This window comes from Thalassolituus maritimus, from assembly GCF_900156675.1.
Classification (GTDB): domain Bacteria; phylum Pseudomonadota; class Gammaproteobacteria; order Pseudomonadales; family Oceanobacteraceae; genus Thalassolituus; species Thalassolituus maritimus.
Map to the genome: position 1 here is coordinate 1 of NZ_FTOH01000014.1, position 19,243 is coordinate 19,243.

Below are 19,243 nucleotides of genomic sequence, written 5' to 3' on the forward strand. Positions count from 1 at the left end.
AACGTATAGCGATCATAGTTTCTCTTTTTTGTTTGTCCCACACTGCACCTCTTTAATGAACAGAAAAAACTGTCCATGAAAGTGGTTACAGATCAGCGCGCGCTTTTGCGCGTCCCGCCACGCTTTTAAGTGGCCTCAACGGCCGCTTGTTATGACTTATCACTGTAATTGACGCTGCCAAGAGTACTCATACTCATTTTGTATACTATTCAATGAGTAGTACTCAGGATCGTCTGGGTCATCACCATTTATGTGTACAACGTGAAGATTCTTGGGCCTAGCTGGGTTATTGTCGATAACGAAATTCTCTATCTGAACTAGCTCAACATTGCCATCCGGCGTTTTCATTTTATAGATGCCTTCCTCTCTCGGAAGTTGATCATCCCAATGCTCATCTGTCATATCAAAGATCCATAATAATCATAACGTTCAAAGCAGGGGCGGCGAAGCCGTCCCAGCCTGCCTTTGCTTGTTATAGCGATACATTATTCGCCAGTGATCTCTGAATTTCTAAAATACTTACTACCCACGAGAACATACACAGCCTTCTTGCCACAGCCTGATACGCCATAGGTACCGCTACCTAACCGTGTAACCTTTAGATTTTCAGTTTCACAATCTAAATCGAACGCTGCCCGGTTCAATGCACTGTGATTAAAGTGATTTAAAGACCCTGCCACAGTACATCCTCCAAGGGAGAATATTACAAGAACATGTACTAGTAATTTCAATCTCAAACTTACTACCTCGTTAGCTTAGATGTTAGCTATAACAGTTTATTCGTAAGCGTGCTCCTTTACACACCCCTGTCCCTTTCAATATTTCGAGCATAACCCCCGGACACCACTATGAAAAGTGCCTGAGGCGACGCCTTTTGCCAGTGTGAAAGCGTGCGTGCACGTTTGCACACCTCCGCTGTCTTTACATTTGGCACACTATCACACCACTAAACACTACAACCTACTGATTTATATGGCTTATTTACTATTGATAGATTGCAAGGTGTGAATTTCCGACTAACCATGCAAACGCGCAAGTTTTTACGCGACACTCCAAATATACTGTTTATCCATCCATACAATTTTCGTGAGCATAGCTGTGTCCTGTGTGACTAATTCTGGATACAAAAACGCCGGGCATTGCCCGGCGTTTTATTTGTTAATCTAGTACTTTTTTATTAGATTACGATTTCGACCAGGTCGTCCCTTCTGGTCCGTCTTTCAGCACAATACCTTTAGCAACCAGCTCGTCACGTACAGCGTCTGCTGTCGCAAAGTCTTTGGCTTTTTTGGCTTCTGCACGCTTCTGGATCATTTCTTCGATCCATTCCGCTTCATCACCAGCACCCGACTGAAGGAAGCTTTGCGGGTCAGACTGCAAGCAGCCCAGCACGCCGCCCAGATGACGAAGCTGGCCCGCCAGTGCGGCCTGCTCTTCGCCTGATGCTTTGTTCAGGTCGCGCACCAGATCAAACAGCACAGCGATAGCAACCGGCGTATTGAAGTCGTCGTCCATCGCTGCGTGGAAACGTGCGCTGTAGTCGTTATCAATATCGCTGACAGAACCCACTTCAACACTCAGCAGTGCATTATAGAAACGTTCGAGCTTAGTCTGCGCTTCTTTCAGGCTGTCTTCTGAGTAATTAATTGGGCTGCGGTACTGGCTCGACAGCAGCAGGAAGCGAACGACTTCTGCCGGGTACTTATCGAGAATTTCACGAATAGTGAAGAAGTTGCCCAGTGATTTAGACATCTTCTCGCCATCGACACGTACTGCCCCAGCATGCATCCAGGTATTGACGTATTTTTTGCCGGTTGCTGCTTCTGACTGAGCGATCTCATTCTCGTGGTGCGGGAATTTAAGATCCGGGCCACCGCCGTGAATGTCGAAGGTATCGCCTAAGCAGCAGGTCGACATCGCAGAACATTCGATGTGCCAGCCTGGGCGACCAATACCCCAAGGAGAATCCCAGTGTGGCTCTTCTGGCTTAGCGGATTTCCAAAGTACGAAGTCGAGCGGGTCTTCTTTGACGTCGCCCACCTCTACACGGGCGCCAGCTTCGAGTTCATCAAGAACCTTGCCCGACAGCTTGCCGTAACCTTCAAACTTACGAACACGGTAATACACGTCACCATTATCAGCCGCGTAAGCAAAACCCTTTTCGATCAAAGTTTCAACCAACTTGATGATGTCACCGATGTGGGCGGTGGCTTTTGGCTCTGCGTCTGGCTTTTCGATACCGAGCAACTCTGAGTCTTTGTGCATTTCTGCGATAAAGCGCTCAGTGAGTGCATCAAAGGCTTCGCCATTTTCGTTAGCACGCTGAATGATTTTGTCGTCGATGTCGGTGATATTACGGATGTAATTCACATCGTAACCGCGATGGCGCAGATAACGCGCAATAACATCGAACGCGACCATGACACGGGCATGCCCCAGGTGACAGAAATCGTAGACCGTCATGCCACACACGTACATGCCAACCTTACCGGGTACGAGGGGTTTGAATTCTTCTTTCTGTCGGGTCAGGGTGTTAAAAATCTTCAGTGTCATGTTTTTTCCAAGTATATCTTTTATCAAGCTCGAACGACGCAGGAAGTGCGAGGCGGAAGTAGATTCAGAAAGCGGAGTTTACTGGTGTAAATGAGCATTTCTGAATCTGCTTCCAACAAAGCAATTGCGAGGCAGTTAGCTTGACAGGGATTTGTCTTCGCGAAGCCCAATCGTTAAATTGAAAATCGGTTTTTCTGCCGTGTGCTCAAAACGATCAGCAACGTAGTAGCCTTCGCGCTCAAACTGGAAGTTTGCTTCAGCATCCACTTCTGCAAGTGCCGGTTCGATCAGTGCGGTAACAACACTCAATGAATCTTTATTCACGTGATCCATAAAGTCGCCCTCGCCTTTGTCTGGCGTCGCGCTGGTGAAGAGTCGCTCGTACAGACGCAGTTCGGCTTCTTTGTGATCGGTGGCCGACACCCAATGAACAACACCCTTCGGATTTACGCCGTCTTCCGGATTTTCACCTAGGGTATTTTCAATCAGCTTCGCCTTCACGAGCGTGACATTGCCATCGGCGTCTTTCTCGTAATCGGTTGCTTCAATGACATAAGAGAAACGTAGACGGATGCGTTTGCCCGGACAGAACTTCTTCTTGAACTTTTTGCTGTACTCTTCTTTGAAGTCGTCCTGATCAATAAAGATTTCACGCGTAAATGGCATCTCACGCTCGCCCAGGTCCAGCTCTGGGTGGAACGGCGCTTTGAGCATTTCTTTGTGATCTTCAGGCAGATTTTCAATCACCACTTTCAATGGTTTGAGTACGGCCATGGCGCGAGGTGCATTCTGGTTCAGGTCGCTACGCAACGCGTGCTCCAGCATGGCTACATCTACCATGCCATCACTGCGGGTTACGCCAATCATGTCGCAGAAGGTACGAATTGAGTTTGGGGTAAAACCACGACGGCGCATACCGGAAATAGTCGGCATACGCGGGTCATCCCAGCCAGCGACCACGCCTTCATCAACCAGGAACTTGAGCTTACGTTTAGACGTTACTGTGTAGTCGAGGTTCAGGCGACCGAACTCGTACTGCTTTGGCTGCGCAGGCACCGGCAGGTTTTCGATGAACCACTCGTACAATGGGCGGTGATCTTCGAATTCAAGCGTACACACAGAGTGAGTGATGCCCTCAATCGCATCCGACTGCCCATGAGTGAAGTCATAGGTCGGGTAGATGCACCACTTATCACCGGTCTGGTGATGGGTGATCTTACGAATGCGGTAGATGATCGGATCACGCATATTCATGTTCGGCGAGGCCATGTCGATCTTAGCGCGCAGAACTTTCGCACCCGTATCGAACTCTCCCTCTTTCATACGAGCAAACAGGTCGAGATTCTCTTCGACAGTGCGCTCGCGATATGGGCTGTTCTTACCCGGCTCGGTCAGGGTGCCGCGATATTCGCGCGCCTCTTCGGCGTTCAGGTCACAGACATAGGCTTTGTCGGCCTTGATCAGTTCAACCGCCCAGTCGTGCAGCTGATCAAAATAATCAGACGCGTAGTGAATGTCGCCCTTCCACTGATAACCAAGCCAGGTGATGTCGTCTTTAATCGCATCAATGAATTCCTGGCTTTCTTTCTCTGGGTTGGTGTCATCGAAACGCAGGTTACATGCGCCATCAAACTGTTCGGCAACACCGAAGTTAAGACAGATGGATTTCGCATGGCCGACATGGAGGTAACCATTTGGCTCTGGCGGGAATCGGGTCTGCACCGATTGCACGCGCCCGGCATCAAGGTCTTCCTGAATGATTTTGGCGATGAAATTATTACTGGTGTTCGATGTCGTATCAGTCATATTGGTCCGTATCTGTACAGAAACGATAGCCGCCCCATGTCGGGCCGTGGAAAAAGGCGGTATTATACGCGCCGAAAGCCCGCAAGGGATACCCGAACACACTATTTGAGCTGAGAGAAATCATGATCCTGCTGAAAACCAACCTTGGTGACATCAAAGTCGAACTGAACCACGAGAAAGCTCCTAAAACTGCCGCGAACTTCGAGCAGTACGTTAAAGATGGCTTCTACGACGGCGTTATCTTCCACCGCGTCATCGACGGTTTCATGATTCAGGGCGGCGGCATGGAGCCAGGCATGAAAGAGAAGGCGACTCGCGAGCCTATCGAAAACGAAGCTGACAACGGCCTCAAGAACGAAGTTGGCACCCTGGCGATGGCCCGCACCATGGACCCACACTCTGCCAGCGCGCAGTTCTTTATCAACGTTGCTGATAACGCCTTCCTTAACCACACCAGCAAAGACATGCAGGGTTGGGGCTACGCAGTATTCGGCAAAGTAACTGAAGGCATGGATGTGGTAAACCGCATCAAAGGCGTGCGTACCACGATGGCCATGGGCCACCAGGACGTACCTGCGGAAGACGTAATCATCGAGAAAGCTGAAGTCATCGCTGACTGATCCGGTTTCTATGACGCATTACTTTATTTCTGACCTGCACCTGCAGGGCAACCGACCAGCCATGTCCGAAGGCTTCTTCGGACTGCTGGACCGGCTCAAAGGCGCAGAGACACTGTATATTCTCGGCGACTTCTTCGAAGTCTGGATCGGTGACGATTACACCGACGCTCTGGTTGAACGCATTCAAACCTCACTGAAAGCTCTCGCGGATCAAGGCGTAAAGATTTTCTTTATGCACGGTAATCGCGACTTTCTGATGGGCGATGTGTTTGCCAATGCCTGCGGCGCGGACATGCTCGCTGAAGGTACGGTTATTACCGTTGGCGATCAGCAAGCGCTGCTGATGCACGGTGATAGCTTGTGTACCCGTGACGTTGCTTACATGAACATGCGACAGCTGTTCCGCAACCCTGAGTGGCAGGCCGATCTGTTGAACAAGTCGATCGAAGAACGACTGGCCATTGGTCAACAGGTCAGGTCAGAGAGCAAAGCTGGCCAGCAGATGAAAGCGGACGACATCATGGACGTCACCCCCGAAGAGGTCGACAAGGTGATGGATGATGCGAAAGTAAGCCTGCTGATTCACGGTCACACTCACCGCCCTGCAACTCATGACTGGGAATGTAACGGCCAGAAGCGTCAGCGCATCGTACTCGGTGACTGGGGCGACGCTCACGGCTGGCTTATCCGCTGGGATGAGGGCTCAAGCCCTGTCTTAGAAAAGTTCGGGTTTTAACCCGGACTTTTATGAGTTCCAACATTAGCCCCAGCGATCAAGATCACTCCCGCCCGCCTCACTGGCTTCGCACACTAGGGCTCACCGCCTTTGCAATGCTTGCCTTTGCCGGTAATTCTGTCCTCTGCCGACTGGCACTCAAAGACGAAACTATCGACCCGGCCGGATACACCCTGATGCGGCTTATTGCTGGCGCCGTTTTTCTAGCCCTACTCTCGTTAATCCTGTTGAAGCCCAGTCGACCGAACCAAATCCTGAATTACGGCAACTGGCCCGCCGCAACGGCTCTGTTTATTTACGCAGCGACCCTGTCATTCGGTTACATCAGCATTGATACCGGCGCAGGCGCACTTATTCTGTTTGGTTTTGTGCAGCTATCCATGATTCTGATTGGCGCTTTTCGTGGGCATCGACCTGCGCTCACAGAATGGGCCGGCATTCTTCTGGCCTTTGGCGGCTTAAGTTATATGCTGCTGCCAGGATCAGAAGCACCTGAGCTTGCTGGCTTCGTTCTTATGGCCATATCGGGGGCAGCCTGGGGCGTATATACCCTGATCGGGCGAGGCTCAGCGACGCCTCTGGCAGACACCAGTGGAAACTTTTTACGCTCGTGCATACCTGCGCTGATTCTGCTTTTTTACTTTTTGGGCGACGTTTACCTAACGGAAAGAGGCCTCCTGCTCGCCATCGCATCAGGCGCACTTGCATCGGGTGCAGGCTATGCAGTGTGGTATGCCGTCATCAACCACCTTCGGGTATCTCAAGCGGCGGTCGTCCAGCTCTCAGTGCCGGTCATTGCCGCCGTTGGTGGATTGCTATTCGCGGCAGAGCCCATCACCAGTCGATTCGTTATTGCCTCTCTGCTGGTGCTCGGCGGTATTGCCATCGTCACGCTTTCCAAGAAGCCTGCCCGCCAATAAGCTGAGTTTGAAGCTCGCGGCGGTTTAGAAATTTTCCTTTCCTTCTGATGCGCCCTGTTTCCAGTAACCAGAGGCTTTGATGTAGTTCTTTGACCACTTCAGATCGTCCATCAGGTAACGGCGTACGGACTTTACCATGCTGCTCTCGCCCGCTATCCAGGAGAAGGTACCAGCTTCGACGTTCGACTCTTTCAGGTACGAAAGAATCCCGGTGGCATCGTCAGCCTGCGACAGCGGCCTCTGAATACAATGAATGCTCAGGTCAATGCTCTGTGCAGCACCGCTAACACTCTCAGCCCATGAGTAGATTGCCTCCGCATCCGCTGGCGACTGCACGAGCAAGACAGCTGTAACGGCTTCACCAGCCGCGCTTTCCTCGATCCGGCGAGCGATTGCGGGAATGGCTGATTCATCTCCAATCAGCAGCCAACGCCCTTCTGGATTGTGGATTTTCTGGGAACCTCTCGGGCCACCGAATTCAAGCGTGTCTCCGATGTCCGCTGCCATGGCCCATTCCGCTGCGGGACCACCAGGGTGTGCGACAAACTCAAGCAACAATTCATTGCGCTCAGCATCATAACGACGAGGTGTGTAGTCACGCTTAACCGACAGATCTCCCGATGCGTCTGGAAGGAAAATTTTAATATGATCATCTGGTGACTCAGACCTGAAACCTCTTAACTCTGGCCCCTGTAAATACAGCCTTACCAGACTGTCGCCAATACATTCTTTGCGTGCGACCGTTACCTTCCGCTTGATCAGATCAAACTTCACACGCTCAAGGTAAGGTTCGTATCTGTTGTCTTCGTATTTGTGCTCTTCTACTGACATTCAGGATTCCCGGCGCTTGGCCTTATTTTCAATATAGTTGATAATATCAACATAATTCCAAATATAGTTGACACCATCAACTAAAGAACAGACAGGTTCAGAAAAGTTATGTCAGATATCCAAGTGGTCAGCGCAGCTTCAGACCTTCTGCATGCATTCAAGAGCGCATTGCAGGATGAGTTAAGCAATGCAGGTGTGTCACTGACACCGACTGAGGTGAAGGTTCTCAGAGTGATTGAACGTCAGGACTCCTGCACTCCCCTGCGCCTTACGCGGGTGTTGAATCGCGACAAAGCACAGATAACGAGGATGCTGGCGACACTGGAGAAGAAACAACTTATAGAGCGAAAGCAGAACCCAGAGGACAAGCGAAGTCAGCTTATAGAAGTGACGGATTATGGGAGCCAGCTAATTAAAGAAAGCAAACGACCTGAGGCAAACATAACTGAACGAATGGCCACTGGCGTAAACGCTGCCGACCTGACTCAGTGCCTTGATACTCTGAATAAACTGAGCAGAAACCTCAGTCAGTAAAGAGTTGTGGCTCAGGGTCGAGGCGGACACCAAAGCGTGATTCGACTTCTGTCTGCACCAGGCTTTGCAAGCGGGCGACATCCTGTAGGTCAGCCTCTCCCGGAGCGGTCAGCACGAGCGCTTGTTTTTCATACATGGCGACGGGCCCGTACGCTTTGCCTTTAAAGCCACACTGCTCAATTAACCAGCCTGCCGCCAACTTAGCACTCTGGGGAGAACTATGAACCGGATAAACAGGCAGTGTTGGGTGCAGGTTTTTGAGGTCTTCGGCGGTCTCAGTACTGACAATCGGGTTTTTAAAAAAGGAGCCAGCATTAGGAATCAGTCTAGGATCTGGCAGTTTTGCCGACCGGACACCGACCACAAAATCGATCAAATCCTGAGCAGAGAACGTATTTGGTTCGAGCGAATTAAGCGGCGCATATTCAAGATTTGGCGAAAAGAGCTTATTCAATCGAAACCTGACACTACAAATAACAAAATTATTTTTCAGGCGATTTTTAAAAACAGAATCACGATAGGAAAAATCGCAATCTGCTTTTTCAATTGTCAGCATGCGCTGTTCTGCAATACTGAACCCAGTCACAGAGACAAGAAGGTCTGACACCTCAACACCATAGGCACCGATATTCTGTACAGGCGAGGCGCCGACAGAACCTGGAATCAGTGCAAGATTCTCAAGACCGTGGCCATACTGAATACTTTCAACCACCCAGTCGTGCCAGCACTTCCCGGCCGCCACATCTATAACGACTGAGTTTTCATCTTCAGAAACGACTGATACCGTTTCATCTTTTGACTGAATAACGAGCCCCTGAACGAACTCAGGCATAAGAACATTGCTTCCCCCTCCGAGGACGCGAATCGCAAGACTCTTCTGCTCTGCCCAGCGAACAAGCTCCGCAAGTTCATCACTTGAGGTAAATGTTGCGAAGTACTCCGCACACGAAGCCAGTCTGAGCGTATTTTTATCGTGGAGCGAATAGTGTTCAGAAATGACCGGCATCTGGGGCATCAGGCATCCATCTTCTGCCGGATGTCGGCCAGCAAGCCGTCACAGGCGTCTTCAACCAGATCAAGAACATGACGAAATCCTGCCTCACCACCGTAATAGGGATCAGGCACTTCATGTTCGTCAAAGCTGCGTCCAAATGCACGCAAAAACAACTTGGGCTCAGTGCCCTGACTTCCATTACTGGCATAGAGCGCTTTCAGATCGTCGAGGTTTGATCGATCCATTGCCAGAACATAATCGAAAGTTTCAAAATCTTCTGCAGAAACCTGGCGTGCGCGCTGATCAGAAATATCAACGCCCCGCGCGAGGGCCGCCTGCTGAGAGCGCGGGTCCGGCGTTTTACCGATATGCCACCCTGCTGTTCCCGCAGAGTCGACAAAGACCTGATCATTCAGACCCTCACTCTCCAGCAGCCCCAGCATGACGCCGTGCGCCGTTGGAGAGCGACAGATATTGCCGAGGCAAACAAACAGTACCCGGATCATTCCGCTGATTTCACCGCTTTGGCTTTCTCAAGCTTTTCTTCTTCGCTCATCTTACGAGCTTCGCCTTCCAGCATTACCGGCACGCCATCCTGAATCGGATACGCTAAACCATCGAACGTACACAGAAGCTCCTGAGCTTCACGGTCGTACTTCAATTTGCCTTTACACTCAGGGCATACCAGCATGCTCAGTAATTTTTTATCCATGACGGATTGCTCCCAATCTTTTCAATAACTGCGAAATGTTTTCTTCGGCGGCTTCCGACGGTACGGCGCTTACCCGAAGAAATCCAGAATTTGGTAGTTCAAAGTTACGACATTTTACCCAGTCTTTCTCTGTCATGACGACGGGTAAATCATCATTAAACACAAGATCTTCTTTTACAAACGCGTGATGATCCGAAAATGCATGCTCTACAACATCAGCGCCTAACTGCCGGAGCGTGGTAAAAAAGCGCGCTGGATTTCCGATGCCAGCAACAGCGTGAACACGCCTGCCCTTCAGACTCTCAGGCGACAGCTCAACCGAATCAACGAAATAACCTGTCGGCTGCACCGTGAAATCAACGCCATTTACCAGGTGCAGATCACACGCATCGATACGGGATATGGGCTCACGCAGAGGCCCAACCGGCAACTGCCAGCCATTACCAAATCCGCGCGTCGCATCACTGACAACAATTTCGGCGTCTCTGGCCATCGCATAATGCTGCAGGCCATCGTCTGACAGAATCAGATCTACTTTATCTTTTAACGCGTTTACCGCACGGGCTCGCTGTGGGTCGACAACCACCGGGAGACCCAGCCCTGCGAGCAGAGCAGGCTCATCACCCGACTGCGCGACAGGTGTATCTGTATCAACAATCAAAGGGTATTGCTCTGCGCGACCGCCGTACCCGCGAGACACGACACCGACGCGAATACCCTCCTTTGCGGCGAGCTCGGCAAGCAAGGTGATCAGGGGCGTTTTTCCGGTTCCGCCGATGGCAATATTGCCAATAACGAGTACCGGCGTGTCTGCCGCCGTTGCAGGAAAAATCTGATATTTAGCACGCCGGAGCGCACTGACCAGAACAAACAGACACCAGAGCGGCAGCAACCAAAGATTTCCCAGCGCGCGGCCGTACCAGTTTTTCTCTATACGGGCCGCCAACCCCACGATCACTCTTCCTCTGCAAATTGCAGCTGATGAAGCTGAGCGTATGCGCCCTGCTGATTAAGAAGTTTCTGATGCGGGCCAGATTCAACAACCTGTCCATCATCAATCACAACGATCGTGTCGACGTTTTCAATGGTGCTCAGACGATGAGCGATAACCAATGTGGTACGGCCCTTCATAACTTCTTCCATCGCCGCTTGGATGTGTCGCTCAGACTCTGTATCCAGGGCCGAGGTGGCTTCATCCAGAATAAGAATTGGGGCATTTTTAAGAATGGCCCGTGCGATTGCCAAACGCTGACGCTGACCGCCCGAGAGCATGACGCCATTTTCGCCCACCTGAGTGTCATACCCTTCAGGGAGTTTCTCAATAAATTCGTGCGCATGTGCGGCTTTCGCTGCTTCAATAACGGCTTCGTCGCTCGCATCGGCAAGACTGCCGTAAGCAATATTTTCGCGAATGCTGCAATTAAACAGTGTCACACTCTGTGACACGATAGCGATCTGTTCCCTCAATGAGTTAAGCGTCAGCTCATTGATTGGGTGGCCATCAATGCTGATGCTGCCCGACGTTAATTCGTAAAAGCGAGGTAGCAGATTCACCAGGGTGGTTTTACCACTGCCAGAGCGACCAACAAACGCGACCGAAGTACCGGCTTTGATATTCAGATTGATGCCTTTAATAGCATCCGTTTCTGCTTGAGCATAACGGAAACGAGCCTCTTTAAACTCGACCGTGCCGGTGCTTTTTCCTAACTCTTTTGTGCCGGTATCCTTCTCAGTCTCAGTATCCAGCACGCTAAATACAGACTCAGCAGCGGTAACGCCTTTCTGAATAACTGAATTGACATCGGTTAGCGCACGAAGAGGTTTAGCGATCAGAGACGCAGCAGTAATAAACTGGAGAAATTCACCTGCGTCCATGGTGCCACTGGCCACACGCTGAAACATCAGGTAAATCATCACCCCCAGACCGGTAGCAATAACCTGCTGAGACAAAGGGACGTTGATCGCATTCGTTAACGCGAATTTCATCACCTGCTTACGGTTTTCATTGCTAGCTTTCAGAAACCGCTGTTCCTCAACCGAGGTGGCATTATAGGTGCGAACCTCACGGTAACCGCTGATCGATTCGTTGGTAACCTGAGTTACCTGGCCCATGGATTTCTGGATGCGACGACTATAACGACGGAAAAATTTACTCGCTAAAGAAACGAGACCACCAATCACTGGAATAACGACAAGAAAGATCGCCGTCAGAGTGTAGTCCAGCCAGATCAGATACCCCATCAGAAGAGTCACGGTAAGACCTTCCTGAACCACCGTCGTCAACGCTTTGGTGCTGGCGCCGTTGACCTGTTCAACATCAAAAATAACCCGTGATATTACGCGCCCACTGGATTCATTATCATAATATTGGCTGGGCAGACGCAGCATACGATTGAACAGCTGGGTACGCAGTGCATGCACAATTTCACGCCCAACCAAGGCCGTAAAATACTTACCAAGAAAGGTACCGATACCACGAAAGAGGTAAACAGCAAAGAGCGCAGATACCAGAAGGAAAATATTCTCCTGCGTTGGTTCATTCAGGGTTTCTTCAACAACACCCATTAAATGAGCAAGCGCCGGAGCAGAAGCCGCAAACATCGCAAAACCGATGATACTCAGCAAAAAGTACCATTTCTGCGGCCCCAGGTAGGTCAGCAGGCGCTTATAAATAGCGCCTGCAGTTGCTTCAGTAGCCATAGTTTCAGTCACCACCGGCAGATTTGCGTGTCGTAATGCTGAGGTTAATTAACCCCAGCTGACCTGCCGCATCCATGGCGCGCACAACAGATTCATGGGACGTTCTGGCATCCGCTGAAATAACCACGGGAGCGATTTCACGTCCGTCTAAGATTTTTTCAATGGCACGCTTAAGAGTTTCTACCTTGGTATTCACCAGAGGTTGGCCATCAATACTGTACTCTCCGCTCTCTGAAATCAGGATCTCAATCGCTTTCGGCGGTTGGCCTGTCTCTTCCGAGCTGGACTCCGGCAAGCTGATGCTGAGATGATTTTCTTTCGTGAATGTCGTCGACACCATAAAGAAAATCAGCAACAGGAATACGATATCAATCAGAGGCGTCAGATTAACTGTTACCTCTTCTTTCGACTGACGACGAAAATTCACCCAGCGTTCTCCGGAGCGTCTGCTACTTCACGCTCACCGTGAAGTACATCAACGAGTTTCAGCGCTTCCTGCTCCATGTAAACGACAATTTCGTCGACACGGCGTTGCAGTATGCGATGACAAATAAGCGCCGGAATCGCAACAACCAGACCTGCTGCCGTGGTGATCAGAGCTTCCGAAATACCACCTGCCAGCAAATTAGCCTGACCAGTACCCTGAGCCATAATTTCAGCGAAGACCTTAATCATACCGATCACTGTACCGAGCAGGCCCATCAGCGGTGCAACGGCTGCGACAGTACCAAGAGCGTTAAGATAGCGCTCCATTTCATGGATCTCGTGCGAAGCCACCTCTTCAATGCTCTCTTTCATGATCTGGCGACCATGTCGGGAGTTGATCAAACCGGCTGCTAAGACGTTACCTAACGGACTGGAATCTTTGAGAGACCGGATTTTCGCCGAGTCTAACTGTTTGTTTTTCATCCAACCCCAAACCTGCGACAGCAGATCAGGCGGCGCAATTTTACCCGGACGCAGCGTCCAGAAACGTTCTACGGTAATCGCAAGTGCCAATACAGAGGCGATGATAATTGGCACCATCATCCAACCACCACTCTGGATGATCTCAAGCATGTCCAGCGTCTCCTGCCAGTTTTTGTTTGCGCGCTACTCTAGCACATGGCCGTGAAGTGAAAAATCCCTTTCCGCGTCGGGTGATACGTGCCAACGAGGCATCCACTGGGCGCGCATGAGTTTTATCTGTCCTTCTGGTGTTATTTCGATCAACCCAGACGTTGCGGTATTCACGTAAGGCAGCCCTTCCGAGTCTATTCGACCCGTCACATCAGGATGAGGATGGTTGAAGCGATTGCGATAACCTGCACTAAAAACAACCACCTGAGGCTCAACGGCTTTCAGCCACATCGAGCTGGTGCTGCTGTTACTTCCGTGATGACCCGCGATAAGGATATCGGACTTAAGCCGCTCAGCATCGTCCGCAATTAAAGCCCGCTCAACCTTCGAGTCAGCATCGCCAGGGATCAGGATGCGATACCCTGACCAGTGCAAACGGACCACGCAACTCTGATTATTATCGCCATCCCTCACGCGCTCAGGAACCGGAACAAACTCGATGCGCATTTTTGCGTCAAGGGCGACTTGTGCTTCGTTATTCATTGAGCTCAACGCATGGCAGTTGAGCTGATGCTTTAAACCTTGAAGCTGCTGCCCGACATAGAATCGCCCAACTGAAACAGCTTCCAGAATATCCCGAGTGCCACCGGAGTGGTCATTATCCGAATGAGAAACAATAAGTACGTCCAGGTGATCGATTCCTTTCTGACGCATCAAAGGAAGAACAGCGGCGCTCGCTACCGAAAAGGAATCAGAATACGCAGGGCCTGTATCGATCAGTACCGACGTTTTACCATCGCTGGCGAGTATAGCCTGCCCCTGCCCGCTATCTACAAGCCATACGCCAGAAGCCTGAGAACCGATGCCACCGGAGGTAAGGAACATCAGTCCGTATATTGCAGATACACAGGCAGGAAGCGCCCACGATCGACCCGCCCAGATCCACGCTAAGACAGCGACTGCAAGTACCCCCAGTGTTGAATTGCCATGCAAGTTCACTGACGGCAATTCAGGCAGACCATCGAGCAAGCCCCAGAAGAAGCTAACAAAAAAAGACAGAGCCGGATCAGCCCATGAACTCAATTGCGAGGCACTCAATAGTGATAGCGGGAGGATTATCAAAGTCACCAGCGGTATAGCGAAAAAGTTCGCAATTAGGTGGCCCAGCGTCACCTCCTGACCGAAATAGAGCATAACCGGCAACATAGCGAACAGAATCAGAAGCTGAGGAGTTAGCAGTGCAGAAACACGCGTCGAACGTCGCCCTTCAAAGAAGAATACCAACGCTGCAACCGCACAAAATGAATACCAGAATCCCGCCTGGGTCCAGCTGAGGGGGTTAATGATCATGATAACCAGCGCCGCCATAAGCAACAAAGACGCGCGTCGTACTCGCATTGGTAGCTTCCAGATGGCCAGGGCAACGGCAAACATAAACCACGCTCTGATTAAGGAAATCCCCGAGCCCGCCAGCAGCACGTACGCGGCTGTCACCACAAGTGCGCAGGCGACAGGCAAAGCACGAAGCCCTACAACCGATCGATTCACCGGGAGTAGTTCAAAGAGTAGTGCCAACAACCGAGCGACTAAGGCCCCAAGAACCAACGCCATCACTCCGATCATGCTGACGTGCAGACCACTGACGACCAGCAGATGCAGCGTGCCGCTGTCCCTCACCCTCCGCCATTGTTCAGCTGAAAAAGCAGCCTTATCTCCGAACACCAACCCCTTAACCCAGGCAGATGATTCTGGCGTCAAGCCAGCCAACGCAACCTGCTTTATCTTATCCGCCAGACCAGAGCCGAGCAGGACGCCGGGCGCTACACTCTCTACCTGCTCGCCGCGAGTCAGGTAGCCAGTCGCATCGATCTCCTGGAACATCATACTGGCGACATAGTCGTAGCTGAGACCATTGGCATAGCTGCGTGGCGGCTTAAGTCGGGCGATGCCCTTCAGGCAGGCTCCTGTCATAAGCCAATCCGGCGCATCAAACCAACTTACCCGCACAGAACGGAGGCCATTTATTGAGAGCGAATTGGCGTGTAGTTCGAGAAGAAACCTGGCCCGGGATCTTGAAGCTGAGAGGTTCTGTCGATCAACCTCGCCGACAATGCAGCCTGTGACAGAGACATCCTGACCGTATAAAACATCAGGCAAGCGGTGCCCAAGCTGGGCATCGGTAAATCCACTCCCCCATAGCAGTGACAAAGCGAGAGCGCCGGACGTAAAAATAATTTCCAGGCCAGAATTGCGAGCCCTGGCAATGACAACCATTGCCAGAGAGCAACTCACAATGGCAGCAGATATCAAGGCTGCCGATGACATTGGTATGAGTGTCCCTGCAAGCAAAGCCGCAAGGCATCCCAGAAGGGTCAGATTCATTGCCACTCCATGGCGTAATGTGCATAATTCAGCCGCGATCAATGAACGGCGACCAGCATGCCCAAAAAGCTTTTAAAACGATTTTTCCCGTCGCCGGAACAGGTCCAGCGAAAACGCTCCCTGCGTTTCCTGTCACCACTCTTCAGCAAGCCCAATCTATGGCACGTTAACCGCCGAGCTGTGGCCCGCGCTTTCCTGATCGGTGTGTTCACAGCGTTTCTGCCATTACCCTTTCAGATGGGGATCGCGGCGTTCCTTGCTTTCTACATCAATGCGAATGTGCCGATCTCTATCGGCCTTGTCTGGATCAGCAATCCGGTCACTATTCCACCGATCTTTTACGCCACTTACTTGCTTGGCGCTCAGATTCTGAACGCAGACCCGCTGGACTTTAACATCGAATTATCAATCGACTGGGTTCTGAATAATCTGGCCGATTTCTGGGCGCCGCTCTTTGTCGGCTCACTGGTCGCAGGCATTTTTCTGAGCGTTATCGCCTACTTTGCGATCCATCTGGTATGGAGACGCCATGTCAGTAAGGCATGGGAAAAACGCAAACGCCTGCGTCAGCAAAGAGCACTTCAGTCAGACTGAAGGCGCCCCTCTATCAGGTGGTACACCCGATTCATTCTGCGAGCCAGAGCCTGATCATGCGTCACCGTGATAAACGCGGTTTCGGCATCCGTCCGTAGCTCTGCCATCAATTGCTCAACCTCTGACGCCGTTCCCTGATCCAGGTTTCCTGTTGGCTCGTCCATCAGGACGAGTTTCGGACGCGTCACAAGCGCTCGGGCAATGGCTGTCCGCTGTCGTTCACCACCAGACAATTCCGAAGGTTTGTGAACAACACGACTTCCAAGGCGCAGTCTCTCAAGGCTCTCCGTTGCCCGGCGCTTAGCTTCAGAGCGCGATACCCCACCAAGCAGTAGTGGCATCATCACATTCTCGAGCGCTGAAAACTCAGGCAACAGATGATGAAACTGATATACAAAACCTACATCCTGATTACGCAGTGTCGTCTTTTCCTGTTCGGTGAGCTGACTTAATTTACGCCCGCAGATCTGAACGTCACCCGCATCCATATCATCCAGACCACCAAGAACGTTCAGAAGAGACGTCTTGCCTGAGCCCGACGCCCCCACGATAGCAACCGAATCTCCGGCATCCACCGTCAGGTCGACATCCTCCCAGACAGTGACCGCCTGTGGGCCACTGGTGTAGGTCTTTTTCAGGCCTTCAGCGACAAGGATTGGATTACTCATAACGCAGGGCCTCCGCTGGCTGGACGCGCGACGCCCGGTAAGATGGGTACAGGGTAGCGAGGAAGCTGATGGTCAGCGATGCAGACACAACGATCAGAACATCAGACAGTTTCAACTGGCTCGGCAAGTATGAAATAAAGTAAACATCCGCATTAAGAATCTGGAACTGAAACAGCCTTTCAAGTGCCGCAATCAGATCTGAGATGGTCAATGCACCAATAATCCCGAGCGTTGTGCCAAGAAGAACCCCGACCACGCCAATAGACAGGCCCTGCACCATAAAAATACCCATTATGGTACGAGGGGTGGCGCCCATCGTGCGCAGGATCGCGATATCCGCCTGTTTGTCGGTAACCACCATGATCAGTGTGGAGATGATATTGAAGGCTGCAACCGCAACAATCATCAGCAGTAGCAGTCCAATCATGGTCTTCTCCATGCGAATAGCCTGAAAGAGATTGCCGTGTGTACGGGTCCAGTCGGTACCACTGTAGCGGCCATCCAGCTGCCCGACGATTTCCCAGATACCTGCAGGTGCATCAAACAGATCATCAAAGCGTATGCGCAGAGACTGAACTTCTGCGTCAATTCGGCCCAGTTTGCGGGCATCATCAATATTGATAACAGCAAGGTTCGAATCCAGCTCGGCTCCGACTGAAAATATCCCTGTGACAGTAACGCGTTTAATGCGCGGGAGAACACCCGCTGGAGACAAGGTCGCCTCGGGCAGCATCATGGTGATTTTATCGCCCATGCCTACTTTCAGGTGCCTCGCGAGAAGCTCACCGATCACTACGCCGAACTCGCCTGGCTGCAGCGACTCAAGCTCACCTTCTGTCATATGCTGAGGAAGGATAGATACACGCTCTTCGACGCCGGGCTCAATACCAGTGATCATCACCCCCTGCACCCGACCACCGTAACCAAGCATCCCCTGTAGCCGGGTTAATGGTGCTGCCGCCGCTACGCCTGGCAGGCCCTCAACACGCGTAGCCAGAACCTCCCAGTCGTCAATGCCTCCATATTTGTAGAGCACAGCATGAGGAACCATGCCGAGGATGCGTTCCCTCAGCTCACGGTCGAAGCCATTCATCACGGAGAGAACGAGGATCAGAACCGCCACACCGAGCGTCATGCCGATCATTGATGACATTGATATAAAAGAAATAAAGTGATTTCTGCGTTTCGCGGCCAGATAACGCAGGCCAATCCAGAGGGGGATATTGGCTCTCATAGGGACTACAACCAGTGATAATAAAGCGTGCGCGCAAGTGTGCCCTAAGTTGTACCCGTGTTCCAGCTTACAGAGAGCTTACTGTTCAGATTCAATTGTTAACTGAAAGGCCTGAAATGCGGCACTGGTGACGCTAATGTTCTCTTGTAACTCTGCGGCGTTCCTCTAGGATTAGTAAAACATCATTGGGAGTCTCATCATGAAAGATATCAATAACTTCTCAGTCCTCGCCGGCGCCGTGCTGAGCCTCTCTATCGCTGCCTCTCCTCTCTCTTTCGCTGAGATCACCGAAATTCCGGCTGAAGAGATGACCGAGTCATACATCCGCGATACCACCGTAATTGTTCGTAAGAAGGCTCCTACTCAACAGAATGAGCGTCGCAGCATTATTCGTGTATCGCCACTTGAAGACGACTTTTCTGAGGGCGAATCAACGTCACAGTCTACGATTGATATGCGTGAGCAGTATGAAGCGATGCCCTATGACATGACGGCTCAGACAGAATATGAGTTCGCGCGCATCTCACAGACCATTCCTGAAACTCCGACATACGATCACGATAAGTTCGTCAATGAAGCAACTCTCCGCGCCGCTCTTGGGCTCGAAGAAGGCACTCCGATCGACTATGAAAACCTGAGTCTTTCAAACGCGGTCTACCCAGACGGCGTAGTCCCGTCCTCTGAGCTTGCTATCAGCCCGTACTCATTCGAAATCGTTATTCCAAACGCAGGGAACCTGTCGCCAGAATCACACTCTACTCCTAACGGTGACTTTGACATCAACGTGACGCCTGACGAGATCCGGTTTCAACTTAATTCGCCTCGTTAAGAAATGTGACGAGAGCAACAATTTTTTTTCATCAGTCTTCTCGACTCGCGTTACATTTTTAAAAATATCTT

Annotated in this window: 20 protein-coding genes; 6 read left to right on the plus strand and 14 right to left on the minus strand. The window is 51.2% G+C overall.

Annotation, left to right across the window (positions count from 1 at the left end; all coding sequences use genetic code 11):
- Window positions 1-159: 159 nt before the first annotated feature.
- The 3 genes from BW941_RS16460 to BW941_RS16470 form a co-directional block, all read right to left on the minus strand.
- Window positions 160-402 (minus strand): hypothetical protein, encoded by a 243-nt coding sequence (locus BW941_RS16460; RefSeq protein ID WP_076517923.1) that lies wholly within the window; start codon window positions 400-402, stop codon window positions 160-162.
- Window positions 403-1,182: 780 nt separating this feature from the next.
- Entirely contained in the window at window positions 1,183-2,547 is a 1,365-nt protein-coding gene (cysS, locus tag BW941_RS16465; protein WP_076517991.1) for a cysteine--tRNA ligase, read from the minus strand.
- Between the two features lie 141 nt (window positions 2,548-2,688).
- Window positions 2,689-4,359 (minus strand): glutamine--tRNA ligase/YqeY domain fusion protein, encoded by a 1,671-nt coding sequence (locus tag BW941_RS16470; protein WP_076517924.1) that lies wholly within the window; start codon window positions 4,357-4,359, stop codon window positions 2,689-2,691.
- A 122-nt stretch (window positions 4,360-4,481) separates the two neighbouring features.
- Here BW941_RS16470 and BW941_RS16475 point away from each other — a divergent pair, with 122 nt between their 5' ends.
- Genes BW941_RS16475 through BW941_RS16485 form a run of 3 tightly spaced genes read left to right on the plus strand, consistent with a single transcriptional unit; the run spans window position 4,482 to window position 6,635 of the window.
- Entirely contained in the window at window positions 4,482-4,979 is a 498-nt protein-coding gene (locus tag BW941_RS16475; protein WP_076517926.1) for a peptidylprolyl isomerase, read from the plus strand.
- 10 nt (window positions 4,980-4,989) lie between these two features.
- Window positions 4,990-5,715: a UDP-2,3-diacylglucosamine diphosphatase gene (locus tag BW941_RS16480; protein ID WP_076517927.1), complete on the plus strand. Its 726-nt coding sequence runs from the start codon at window positions 4,990-4,992 to the stop codon at window positions 5,713-5,715.
- An 11-nt stretch (window positions 5,716-5,726) separates the two neighbouring features.
- Window positions 5,727-6,635 carry a DMT family transporter gene (locus tag BW941_RS16485; protein WP_076517929.1) on the plus strand — a complete coding sequence of 303 codons (909 nt, stop codon included), beginning with the start codon at window positions 5,727-5,729 and terminating at the stop codon, window positions 6,633-6,635.
- 24 nt (window positions 6,636-6,659) lie between these two features.
- Here BW941_RS16485 and BW941_RS16490 read toward each other — a convergent pair whose 3' ends face one another.
- Entirely contained in the window at window positions 6,660-7,466 is an 807-nt protein-coding gene (locus BW941_RS16490) for a siderophore-interacting protein (RefSeq protein ID WP_076517930.1), read from the minus strand.
- A 108-nt stretch (window positions 7,467-7,574) separates the two neighbouring features.
- Between BW941_RS16490 and BW941_RS16495 the strand changes: the two genes are divergently transcribed.
- Window positions 7,575-8,000 carry a MarR family winged helix-turn-helix transcriptional regulator gene (locus BW941_RS16495; protein WP_076517932.1) on the plus strand — a complete coding sequence of 142 codons (426 nt, stop codon included), beginning with the start codon at window positions 7,575-7,577 and terminating at the stop codon, window positions 7,998-8,000.
- On the opposite strand, the gene murB is transcribed toward BW941_RS16495, so the two are convergent.
- From murB to BW941_RS16535, 8 genes are read right to left on the minus strand one after another with little or no spacing between them, the layout of a single operon-like run.
- Window positions 7,990-9,015 (minus strand): UDP-N-acetylmuramate dehydrogenase, encoded by a 1,026-nt coding sequence (murB, locus tag BW941_RS16500; RefSeq protein ID WP_084189095.1) that lies wholly within the window; start codon window positions 9,013-9,015, stop codon window positions 7,990-7,992. The two genes, BW941_RS16495 and murB, sit on opposite strands and share 11 nt — an antisense overlap.
- Window positions 9,015-9,500, minus strand: coding sequence for a low molecular weight protein-tyrosine-phosphatase (locus BW941_RS16505; RefSeq protein ID WP_068434726.1), 486 nt, complete (start codon window positions 9,498-9,500; stop codon window positions 9,015-9,017). Before BW941_RS16505 ends, murB begins: the two co-directional genes overlap by 1 nt.
- Window positions 9,497-9,706, minus strand: coding sequence for a Trm112 family protein (locus tag BW941_RS16510; protein ID WP_076517935.1), 210 nt, complete (start codon window positions 9,704-9,706; stop codon window positions 9,497-9,499). The genes BW941_RS16505 and BW941_RS16510 overlap by 4 nt, the downstream gene beginning before the upstream one ends.
- The gene (gene lpxK, locus BW941_RS16515; protein ID WP_076517937.1) at window positions 9,699-10,658 is read right to left on the minus strand and encodes a tetraacyldisaccharide 4'-kinase; all 960 of its coding nucleotides are present in this window, start codon (window positions 10,656-10,658) and stop codon (window positions 9,699-9,701) included. Before lpxK ends, BW941_RS16510 begins: the two co-directional genes overlap by 8 nt.
- A 2-nt stretch (window positions 10,659-10,660) precedes the next feature.
- A complete protein-coding gene (msbA, locus tag BW941_RS16520) occupies window positions 10,661-12,406 on the minus strand; it encodes a lipid A export permease/ATP-binding protein MsbA (RefSeq protein ID WP_076517938.1) in 1,746 nt (581 codons plus the stop codon).
- 4 nt (window positions 12,407-12,410) lie between these two features.
- On the minus strand, window positions 12,411-12,833 hold the full coding sequence (locus BW941_RS16525; RefSeq protein WP_076517940.1) for an ExbD/TolR family protein: 423 nt from the start codon (window positions 12,831-12,833) through the stop codon (window positions 12,411-12,413).
- On the minus strand, window positions 12,830-13,465 hold the full coding sequence (locus BW941_RS16530) for a MotA/TolQ/ExbB proton channel family protein (RefSeq protein WP_076517941.1): 636 nt from the start codon (window positions 13,463-13,465) through the stop codon (window positions 12,830-12,832). Before BW941_RS16530 ends, BW941_RS16525 begins: the two co-directional genes overlap by 4 nt.
- A gap of 33 nt (window positions 13,466-13,498) precedes the next feature.
- Complete coding sequence (locus tag BW941_RS16535) at window positions 13,499-15,847, minus strand: DNA internalization-related competence protein ComEC/Rec2 (RefSeq protein ID WP_076517943.1); 2,349 nt, start codon at window positions 15,845-15,847, stop codon at window positions 13,499-13,501.
- A 57-nt stretch (window positions 15,848-15,904) separates the two neighbouring features.
- Between BW941_RS16535 and BW941_RS16540 the strand changes: the two genes are divergently transcribed.
- The gene (locus BW941_RS16540; protein ID WP_068444287.1) at window positions 15,905-16,441 is read left to right on the plus strand and encodes a DUF2062 domain-containing protein; all 537 of its coding nucleotides are present in this window, start codon (window positions 15,905-15,907) and stop codon (window positions 16,439-16,441) included.
- Here the strand turns inward: BW941_RS16540 and BW941_RS16545 are convergent.
- Together BW941_RS16545 and BW941_RS16550 are read right to left on the minus strand one after the other, a co-directional pair.
- Window positions 16,429-17,109, minus strand: coding sequence for an ABC transporter ATP-binding protein (locus BW941_RS16545; protein WP_076517944.1), 681 nt, complete (start codon window positions 17,107-17,109; stop codon window positions 16,429-16,431). The genes BW941_RS16540 and BW941_RS16545 overlap by 13 nt on opposite strands.
- Complete coding sequence (locus BW941_RS16550) at window positions 17,102-18,343, minus strand: lipoprotein-releasing ABC transporter permease subunit (RefSeq protein WP_076517946.1); 1,242 nt, start codon at window positions 18,341-18,343, stop codon at window positions 17,102-17,104. The genes BW941_RS16545 and BW941_RS16550 overlap by 8 nt, the downstream gene beginning before the upstream one ends.
- A 199-nt stretch (window positions 18,344-18,542) precedes the next feature.
- Here BW941_RS16550 and BW941_RS16555 point away from each other — a divergent pair, with 199 nt between their 5' ends.
- Window positions 18,543-19,172: a hypothetical protein gene (locus BW941_RS16555; protein ID WP_076517948.1), complete on the plus strand. Its 630-nt coding sequence runs from the start codon at window positions 18,543-18,545 to the stop codon at window positions 19,170-19,172.
- Window positions 19,173-19,243 lie beyond the last annotated feature (71 nt).

Bases quoted from the DNA above. Each gene is read 5' to 3' on its own strand.
- BW941_RS16460 (WP_076517923.1), bottom strand. From the start codon at position 402: ATGACAGATGAGCATTGGGATGATCAACTTCCGAGAGAGGAAGGCATC.
- BW941_RS16495 (WP_076517932.1), top strand. From the start codon at position 7,575: ATGTCAGATATCCAAGTGGTCAGCGCAGCTTCAGACCTTCTGCATGCA.
- BW941_RS16550 (WP_076517946.1), bottom strand. From the start codon at position 18,343: ATGAGAGCCAATATCCCCCTCTGGATTGGCCTGCGTTATCTGGCCGCG.
- BW941_RS16505 (WP_068434726.1), bottom strand. From the start codon at position 9,500: ATGATCCGGGTACTGTTTGTTTGCCTCGGCAATATCTGTCGCTCTCCA.
- BW941_RS16490 (WP_076517930.1), bottom strand. From the start codon at position 7,466: ATGTCAGTAGAAGAGCACAAATACGAAGACAACAGATACGAACCTTAC.
- BW941_RS16555 (WP_076517948.1), top strand. From the start codon at position 18,543: ATGAAAGATATCAATAACTTCTCAGTCCTCGCCGGCGCCGTGCTGAGC.
- murB (WP_084189095.1), bottom strand. From the start codon at position 9,015: ATGCCCCAGATGCCGGTCATTTCTGAACACTATTCGCTCCACGATAAA.
- BW941_RS16535 (WP_076517943.1), bottom strand. From the start codon at position 15,847: ATGAATCTGACCCTTCTGGGATGCCTTGCGGCTTTGCTTGCAGGGACA.
- BW941_RS16475 (WP_076517926.1), top strand. From the start codon at position 4,482: ATGATCCTGCTGAAAACCAACCTTGGTGACATCAAAGTCGAACTGAAC.
- msbA (WP_076517938.1), bottom strand. From the start codon at position 12,406: ATGGCTACTGAAGCAACTGCAGGCGCTATTTATAAGCGCCTGCTGACC.
- BW941_RS16510 (WP_076517935.1), bottom strand. From the start codon at position 9,706: ATGGATAAAAAATTACTGAGCATGCTGGTATGCCCTGAGTGTAAAGGC.
- BW941_RS16485 (WP_076517929.1), top strand. From the start codon at position 5,727: ATGAGTTCCAACATTAGCCCCAGCGATCAAGATCACTCCCGCCCGCCT.
- BW941_RS16540 (WP_068444287.1), top strand. From the start codon at position 15,905: ATGCCCAAAAAGCTTTTAAAACGATTTTTCCCGTCGCCGGAACAGGTC.
- BW941_RS16530 (WP_076517941.1), bottom strand. From the start codon at position 13,465: ATGCTTGAGATCATCCAGAGTGGTGGTTGGATGATGGTGCCAATTATC.
- BW941_RS16470 (WP_076517924.1), bottom strand. From the start codon at position 4,359: ATGACTGATACGACATCGAACACCAGTAATAATTTCATCGCCAAAATC.
- BW941_RS16545 (WP_076517944.1), bottom strand. From the start codon at position 17,109: ATGAGTAATCCAATCCTTGTCGCTGAAGGCCTGAAAAAGACCTACACC.
- BW941_RS16480 (WP_076517927.1), top strand. From the start codon at position 4,990: ATGACGCATTACTTTATTTCTGACCTGCACCTGCAGGGCAACCGACCA.